Raw genomic sequence first — 7,861 nt, forward strand, 5'->3', positions numbered from 1 at the left:
CCGTGGCAGCGACTGCAGGTAGCGGCGGCTGGCCAGCACCGCGCGCTGGCTGGTGGCCACGCGGCGGGCCACCAGGCTGCTGTCGGCCAGCTCGCCGATGCGCACCGCCAGGTCGATGCCGTGTTCCACCAGGTCGATGAAGCCGTCGTGCAGCCGCAGGTCGATGCGCACGCCCGGGTGCTGCGCCATGAACTGCTGCACCAGCGGCAGCACCCGCAGCCGGCCGAAGCCCACCGAAGCGGCCACCCGCAGCCAGCCGCTGAGCTGCTGCTCGCCCTGGCGCAGGCTGGCTTCGGCCTCGGCGATCTCGGCCACCAGGCGGCGGGCCTGCTCGAAGTAGCGCTCGCCTTCTTCGGTCAGCGCCAGCGAGCGGGTGCTGCGGCTCAGCAGCCGTGCGCCCAGCTGCCGCTCCAGCGCGGCCACCTGCTTGCTGATCGCGCTCTGCGTGCTGTGCATCTCGCGCGCCACGGCGGTGAAGCTGCCGCTTTCCACCACGCGCACGAAGGTCTGCATCGCCGTGAGCCTGTCCATGTATCTGCCTCATTCATGCCTGAATGGACTGGATATTAGGCCTATCAGGCGTCTAGTCACAGGCGCAGGCATCAATCACAGTGAGGGCTCTCAACCCACCGTTCGGAGCCCCTGATGACCCCCTTCCAAGTGCCCACCCGCGACCAGGTATCGCCCGCCAACCAGGCCTTGTTCGACCAACTGCAAAAGGGCCTGGGCAAGGTGCCCAACCTGTATGCCACGCTGGCGCTGTCCGAGCATGCGCTGGCCAGCTACCTCGCGCTGCAGCAGGCCCGCAGCAGCCTGTCAGCCAAGGCGCGCGAGGTGGTCAACCTGGTGGTGAGCCAGGTCAACCACTGCGAGTACTGCCTGGCGGCGCACACCGTCATCGGCGGCATGGTGGGCTTCCAGCCCGGCCAGTTGCTGGAGATCCGCGCCGGGCGTGCCAGCTTCGATGCGCGGCTGGATGCGCTGGCCCGGTTGGTGCACGACATCGCCACCCGCCGCGGCCAGGCCGACCCCGGGCTGCTGCAGGCCTTCTTCGATGCCGGCTGGACGCAGGAGAACCTGGTGGACACCATCGTGACCATCGGCGACAAGATCATCACCAACTATCTGCATGCCACCACGCAGGTGCCGGTGGACTTTCCGCCGGCGCCGCCGCTGAACGACTGACTGCCTGCATGCGCAAGCGCATGGCTCAGGCCTGCGCGGCCAGGTCGAAGGTGAAGCAGGTGCCCTGGCCCGGGTGCGATTGCACCGCCACCTGGCCGCCATGCAGCGCGACGATGCGGCGCACGATGGCCAGCCCCAGCCCGGCGCTGCCGGCCTGCGGGCCGCTGCCGCGCCAATGCGGATCGAAGATGCGGGGCAGGTCTTCGGGGGCGATGCCGCCACCGGTGTCGGCCACGCTGACGCGCTGGCGGGTGCCTTCGGTCTTCAGCCCCAGGCTCACTTGGCCGCCGGGCGGCGTGCAGCGCAGCGCGTTGTCCAGCAGGTTCTGCAGCAGCCGTTCCACCAGCCCCAGGTCGGCCCAGACGGGGGCCGGGCCATGGCTGTCGGTGGCCAACGTCAGCGCCACGCCGCGGGCCTGGGCCACCGGCTGCAGGCCTTGCACCACGTCCTGCAGCAGCTCGGCCAGGCAGAAGGTTTCGCAGTGCGGCTGCATCTGCGGGTCGTCCAGGCGGGCCAGTTCAAACAGCTGGTCGATCAACCGCCGCAGCCGCTCGCTCTGGCGCAGCGCGGCCTGCAGCCGTGCCTTGCGGTCTGGCTCGCCGCTGGCGTCATCGATCAGCAGGCTTTCCAGCTGGCCGCGCAGGCCGGCCAGCGGCGTGCGCAGGTCGTGCGACAGGCCGCTGACCAGGTCGCGGCGGCGCTGGTCGGCCTGCTGCAGCTGCTGGAACTGGGCATCGACCCGGCGGGTGAGGGCGGCCACCGCCGCTTCCAGCAAGGCCACCTCATTGGTGGCGGCGTGGCCCGCGGCACCGTCGGTGCGGATGCCCTGCACCTGGCTCGCCAGCCGCCGCAGCGGCCGCGTGAGCGCATGCAGCAGTACAAAGGCCAGCACCGCGGCGCCCAGGGCCACCAGCGCAAAGGCCGCGGCCAGTTCACGCCCGGCCAGCGAAGGCGCCAGTTGCGCGGCCACGCTGCGCTGGGCCTGACCCTGCAGCACCACGTACAGATAGCCCGCGTCGGGCGCCGGCAGCCGTGCCACCGACACAGGCACCCGCTGGCCGGGCCGGCGCGGATCGTCACCCAGCACGGGCAGCGCAGCAGGCGGTGCATCCGGCGCCAGCAGCGCGTGCACCGCCCGCAGGTCCACCCGGCGGCCCAGCGGGTCGTCGTCGGCCGGCACGCCCAGCGCATGCGCGCGCACCTGGCCCTCAGGCCCCAGCAGGTACACCTCCACCGCCGGGTTGATGGCCATCACGTGGCTGGCCAGCAGTTGCACCACCGGCTGCTGCACCTGGCCCTGGTCATCCAGCAGCGGCGCGGGCAGGTGCTGGCCGATGTAGCCGGCCAGGCCCAGGTTCATGCGCTGGGTGGTCTCTTGGGCAGCCCGGCCGTTGCCGGCATGCACCACCGCCAGTAGCGCCAGCGCCAAAGCGGCCATCACCAGGCCCATGGCCAGCGCCAGCCGCAGGTGCAGCGGCCAGCGGGTCACGGTGCCTCGAAGCGGTAGCCCACGCCCCACACGGTGCGGATGAAGCCGGCGTCCCGGCGGCTGTCGCCCAGCTTGCCGCGCAGCCGGTTGATGTGCGCATTGACGGTGTGGTCGTAGCCGTCGTGAGCGCCGCCCCACACGCTGTCCAGCAGCTGGTCGCGGGTGAACACCCGGCCCGGGTGGCAGGCGAAGTGCCACAGCAGGTCGAACTCACGGGGCGTCAGCGACAGCGGCCGGCCGTGCAGCCAGGCCAGGCGCTGTGCGCGGTCCATGCGCAGCGCGCCCTCGGCCACGGTGGTGGGCGCGCCATCCGCGCGGTCGAGGGCGCCGCGCCCGGCCGCTGAGCGGCGCATCAAGGCCCGCAGCCGCGCCGACAGCTCCTGCAGGCTGAAGGGCTTGGTCACGTAGTCGTCGGCGCCCAGGTCCAGGCCCTGGATGCGGTCGGTCTCCGACGCCCGTGCGCTGAGCATCAGGATGGGCAGGTCACCGGCCTGGGCGCGGATCTCGCGGCACAGGTCCCAGCCGTTCAGGCCGGGCAGGCCCAGGTCCAGCACCATCGCGTCCCAGGGGCCGCGGCTCATCGCCAGGCCCAGGCCCTGGCGGCCGTCGCGCGCCAGCGTCACCTGCGCCGGCAGCCCGGCCAGGTGCTGGTGCAGCAGGGCGGCGATGTCGGGGTCGTCTTCCACCACCAGCAGGCGCCGTGGCGGCAGGTTCGGCGGCGAGGTGAGCACAGGCATGGCAGGCGGCCGTGCGGCAAGCCGGCACGGGCAGGGAAGGAACACCCCGCTCTGTCGCGGCCGCAGGCGCCGCCTTACAGCGGGCCGCAAAAAAACGGCCCGCCCGCTGCCGCTGCCCCGCTCAGCGGCTGCGTCGGCGGGCCGACAGCCAGCCCACCGCCCCCAGGCCGGCCAGCATCAAGGCCAGGCTGGCGGGCTCGGGCACCGGCGCCGCCACGAAGCTGATGCGGTACAGCTCGGTGTCGGCCGCAAACCCGCTGCGGAAGGTGTAGCCGGCGGCGGTGGTCAGGCCGTTGAAGGCGGCGAACTCGGCAAAGTTGTGCGCCACCACCGAATGCTGGTCGCTGCGCAGGGCGGCATTGCCGACGAAGGCCGCGGCGGTCGGGTCGAACACCTCGGTGCCGGCGTCCCACAGGTCGCGGGCGCGCACGCTGATGCTGCTGATGGCCAGGCTGCCATCGGCATTGAACATGCGGTAGGCGGTGGGCGAATCGTTGCCCAGGAAGAAATCGTTGCTGGGCACCACCATCGCCACATAGCTGAAGTAGGCGTTGCGGGCGGTGTCCACGCTGACCGTGGTGCTGGCCGACAAGCCCGGCAGCAGCGGCGAGCCACCGATGGTGCCCACGGTGGCGCCCGGGTCGGCGGCGGTGAAGGCGGGCAGCCACAGCGCACCCGACCCCAATTCAGCGGCCCGTTGGATGGCGGGTGAAGCCACCTGGCCCAGGTTGAAGCCGTCGAATGCGCCGCTGCCGAAGCCGAAGTTCAGCGGCGCGACCACGGTGCCGTCGCTGGCGGCGAGGTTCTGCACGCTGATGGTGATCTGGCGCACCTGGGCCTGCGCGGCCGGGCCGGCCAGCAGCAAGGTGGCGGCCAGGGCCAGCGGCGCGGGCGCCAGGAGCGCACGCAGGGAAGCAAGGGGGAAGGACATGGGTAACTCCATCGGTGAAAAAACCGTCAGAGCCCCAGCGTAGGCAGCGGGCGCTGCCCAGTCCTCACGGCTTTGTCACGGCCTCGGTGCGGCGCAGCAGCCAGTCACGCGCCTCGCCGGCCACCAGCGGCAGCAGCCGCTCACGCACGGTGGCGTGGTAAGCATTCAGCCACGCGCGTTCGTCTTCGCGCAGCAGCGCCATGTCTATACAAGCGGTGTCGATGGGGCACAGGGTCAGCGTCTCGAAGTCGAGGAACTCGCCGAACTCGGCGGCCGGCGCCGGCACGTTGAGCACCAGGTTCTCGATGCGGATGCCCCAGCGGCCCGGCCGGTACAGCCCCGGCTCGATGCTGGTGACCATGCCGGGCTCCATCGCCATGTGGGCGTCGGGCACGGCCTTGGCGATGGTCTGCGGGCCCTCGTGCACATTGAGGAAGTAGCCCACGCCATGGCCGGTGCCGTGGCCGTAGTCCAGGCCCTCGGCCCACAGCGGCGCGCGGGCGATGGCGTCCAGCATCGGGCCCGGCGTGCCGCGCGGAAAGCGGGTGCGGCTCAGCGCCATCGTGCCCTTGAGCACCCCGGTGTAGTCGCGCTTTTGCTCGGCCGTCACCTGGCCGATGGCCCAGACGCGGGTGATGTCGGTGGTGCCGCCCAGGTACTGGCCGCCGGAGTCGATCAGCAGCAGGCCGTCGCCTTCGATCACTGCATGCGATTCGGGCAGCGCGCGGTAGTGCGGCATGGCGCCATTGGCATTGAAGCCGGCGATGGTGGCAAAGCTCGGGCCGATGCAGCCGGGCCGCCGGGCGCGCTCTTCGGCCAGCCAGTCGTCCACCGTCAGCTCGGTCAGCCGCTCGCCGCGGGCCAGCGCGGCCTCGAAGCGGGCATAGAAGGCGCACATCGCCGCGCCGTCTTCGGCCATGGCCTGGCGGATGTGGGCGGCTTCGGCCTCGGTCTTGCGGCTCTTGGCCAGCGTGCTGGGGTTGATGGCTTCCACCACCGCGCAAGCCAGGCGCTCGCGCGCGCCCAGCGTGGTGCGGCGCGGGTCCAGCAGCAGGCGCGCGTCGGCCGGTACCGCAGCCAGTGCCGCGGCGGCCTGGTCATAAGGGGCCACGGTCACGCCGTCGGCCTGCAGCGTGGCGGCCAGCGCCGGGCTCAGCTTGCCTTCCGCGATGAAGAGCGTGGCACCTGCGGGCGCCAGCAGCACATGGGCCAGGAACACCGGGTTGTATTCGACGTCGGCGCCGCGCAGGTTCAGCAGCCAGGCCACGTCGTCCACGGTGCTGATGAAGTGGTGCGTCGCGCCGTGGCGGGCCATGGCCTCACGCACCTGCGCCAGCTTGGCGCTGCGCGGAAGCGTGGCATGCGGGGCCACATGCTCATACACCGGCGCGGCGGGCAGGCCGGGGCGGTCGGGCCAGATGTGCTGCAGCAGGTCGAAGTCGGTGCGCAGCTGCACGCCGGCGGCCTGCAGCACGCTGCGCAGCTGCTGCGCGGCGCCCAGGCCCAGCACGTCGCCGTCCACGCCCACGGCATCGCCCGGTTGGCATTCGCGGGCCAGCCAATCGACATGCGCGGTGGAGCCGCCGGTGGGGATCTTGACCAGCTCGATGCCGCTGCCGGCCAGCTGCGCTTCGGCCTGCACCCAGTAGCGGCTGTCGGCGAACAGCGCCGCCTTGTGGCGCGTGACCACCAGCGTGCCCATGGACCCGGTGAAGCCCGACAGCCATTGCCGGCCCTGCCAGCGTTCGGGCAGGTATTCCGACAGGTGCGGGTCGGCCGACGGCACCAGCACCGCAGCCAGCTGGTGGCGGGCGAGGGCGGCTTGCGCGTCCTGGATGCGGGCGCGGTGGAGGGAACTGCGTGTGTCCATGGTCAGGAAGTGCGGGAAGCCGCGGGGTGTGCGGCGGGTTCGGGCGTTTGCCGGCAAGGGTACTGCAGGCCGGCCCCTCCAGCGGGGCCGGCCTCACAGGCGCTCAGGCTGCGGCCAGACCGGCTTCCTGGGCCTGCTGCATCAGGTCCAGCACCTGCAGGTCGGCGGCGTCCTGGTCGGCCCAGCCGAGCGCGGCCACGCGGTGCACGGCCTGCCACCCCAGGTGCTGCCGTGCCACGCGCCGCACCTCGTCCCTGCTGCAGCCCAGCACACCCAGGCGGAAGGCACTGCGCTGCGCGTCGGTCAGGCCGGCGCGGCCCGCCTGCCAGGCCTTGGCCAGCTGGCCCAGGCCCCGCATCGGCGTGTCCAGCCGCTTGATGACGCTGAGGATGGCTTCGTCCAGCATCACCGGCGTGAAGTCGCGGGTCTGCAGCTCTTCCAGCGCTGTGCGCATGTCGGCATAGGTGGCGGCCAGCCGCGGGTCGGACGAACTGGCGCACAGGAACACGCCGCCGGTGGCGTCGTAGGCCGCATGGGCGCCGTAGGCACCGCCCTGCTCCCGCAGCAGCGGGTGCAGCAGCTGCTGCTGCAGCAGCTGGGCCAGCACCGCCAGCGCCGGCGCATCGGCATGGCCCAGGGCCGGCACCGGCCACAGCGCATGGCAATGGTTGACCTGGGCCGGCGCCAGCACGCCCACCGCGGCGGCGGGCTGCGCCGCCGGCGGCGCGATGGTGGCGAGCTGCGCGGGCGCGGCCGGCGCCGGGCCCAGCCGGGTGCACAGCGCGTCCAGCAGCCGCGGCGCATCGCCTTCGATGCCGGCGCACAGCAGCACACGCGGGCTTTGCAGCAGCAGCGCATGCACGCGGCGCAGCGCCGCCTGCACCGGCGCCAGGCCCTGCGGCTGGGCCAGCGCCTGCTGCAGCAGGCCATCGAAGGCCAGCGAAGGCAGGCCTTGCACCGCCCGCTGCAGGCGGCCCGCGGCCTGGGTGCGCGCGCGGGCTTCCAGCGCGGCCAGCTGCGGCGCCTCGTCGGCCAGGTCGGCCAGGCGCGACTGCAGCCGCTCCTGCAGCAGGTAGCGCAGGCGCTCGGTGTCGTCGAAGTCGGGTGCCTGCAGCCAGGCGGCGGCCACTTCGGGGATGTTCGCCTGCTCTTCGCGCAGCGCATCGATCTGCAGCGTCACTTCCAGGCGTGCCGTGCCGTCGAGCGTCTGCAGCGCGCTGGCCTGCAGCCGCATCTGCGCCACCCGCAGCCGGCGCCAGGTCGCGGCGGCCTGGTGCGTCATGCCGTTGGCGCCCAGCTGCGGCAGCAGGTCGGCCATCAGGTCGATCCAGGGCCAGTCGGCTTCGGGCGCGGCGCTGAGGTCGAACTTGACCAGCCCGTGGCTGAGCCCGTTGGTGGGCAGCGAGAGTGCATGGTCGTGCCACACCGCCGGCGCCAAGGGCAGCAGCGGCCGCGCCTGACGCTCCACATCGGCCGGCTGGATGCGCGGCAGCACCGCGTCCAGGTCGGGCTGCTCGGCGTTCTGGTGGGTGGCCAGGCGGGCGTTGTCGGCGTCGATGGCCGCGCGCTCGGCCTCGGTCATGCGGGCCTGCCAGTCCTGCGTGAAGCGCTCGGCGGCTTCGTCGCGGCGGGCCAGGAACTGCAGGTCG

Annotated in this window: 7 protein-coding genes; 1 reads left to right on the forward strand and 6 read right to left on the reverse strand. The window is 72.6% G+C overall.

The features are described 5' to 3' along the window. On the reverse strand, positions 1 to 531 hold a 531-nt coding region (locus ABNT58_RS12215; protein ID WP_348753748.1), incomplete at its 3' end, for a LysR family transcriptional regulator. Between the two features lie 114 nt (positions 532 to 645). Here ABNT58_RS12215 and ABNT58_RS12220 point away from each other — a divergent pair. Then, entirely contained in the window at positions 646 to 1,185 is a 540-nt protein-coding gene (locus ABNT58_RS12220; RefSeq protein ID WP_348753749.1) for a carboxymuconolactone decarboxylase family protein, read from the forward strand. A gap of 25 nt (positions 1,186 to 1,210) precedes the next feature. On the opposite strand, the gene ABNT58_RS12225 is transcribed toward ABNT58_RS12220, so the two are convergent. From ABNT58_RS12225 to ABNT58_RS12245, 5 genes are all read right to left on the reverse strand, one after another. Next, a complete protein-coding gene (locus ABNT58_RS12225; protein WP_348753750.1) occupies positions 1,211 to 2,674 on the reverse strand; it encodes a HAMP domain-containing sensor histidine kinase in 1,464 nt (487 codons plus the stop codon). Then, positions 2,671 to 3,411, reverse strand: coding sequence for a response regulator transcription factor (locus ABNT58_RS12230; RefSeq protein ID WP_348753751.1), 741 nt, complete (start codon positions 3,409 to 3,411; stop codon positions 2,671 to 2,673). The genes ABNT58_RS12225 and ABNT58_RS12230 overlap by 4 nt, the downstream gene beginning before the upstream one ends. A 121-nt stretch (positions 3,412 to 3,532) precedes the next feature. Beyond that, positions 3,533 to 4,342 (reverse strand): spondin domain-containing protein, encoded by an 810-nt coding sequence (locus ABNT58_RS12235; RefSeq protein ID WP_348753752.1) that lies wholly within the window; start codon positions 4,340 to 4,342, stop codon positions 3,533 to 3,535. Between the two features lie 64 nt (positions 4,343 to 4,406). Continuing rightward, complete coding sequence (locus ABNT58_RS12240) at positions 4,407 to 6,212, reverse strand: aminopeptidase P family protein (RefSeq protein WP_348753753.1); 1,806 nt, start codon at positions 6,210 to 6,212, stop codon at positions 4,407 to 4,409. 103 nt (positions 6,213 to 6,315) lie between these two features. Continuing rightward, the coding region (locus tag ABNT58_RS12245) for an insulinase family protein (protein WP_348753754.1) at positions 6,316 to 7,861 on the reverse strand (1,546 nt) is incomplete at its 5' end.

Origin of the sequence: uncultured Aquincola sp. (assembly GCF_964001545.1) — a bacterium.
GTDB lineage: Bacteria > Pseudomonadota > Gammaproteobacteria > Burkholderiales > Burkholderiaceae_C > Aquincola.

Bases quoted from the DNA above. Each gene is read 5' to 3' on its own strand.
- ABNT58_RS12220 (WP_348753749.1), top strand. From the start codon at position 646: ATGACCCCCTTCCAAGTGCCCACCCGCGACCAGGTATCGCCCGCCAAC.
- ABNT58_RS12230 (WP_348753751.1), bottom strand. From the start codon at position 3,411: ATGCCTGTGCTCACCTCGCCGCCGAACCTGCCGCCACGGCGCCTGCTG.
- ABNT58_RS12235 (WP_348753752.1), bottom strand. From the start codon at position 4,342: ATGTCCTTCCCCCTTGCTTCCCTGCGTGCGCTCCTGGCGCCCGCGCCG.
- ABNT58_RS12240 (WP_348753753.1), bottom strand. From the start codon at position 6,212: ATGGACACACGCAGTTCCCTCCACCGCGCCCGCATCCAGGACGCGCAA.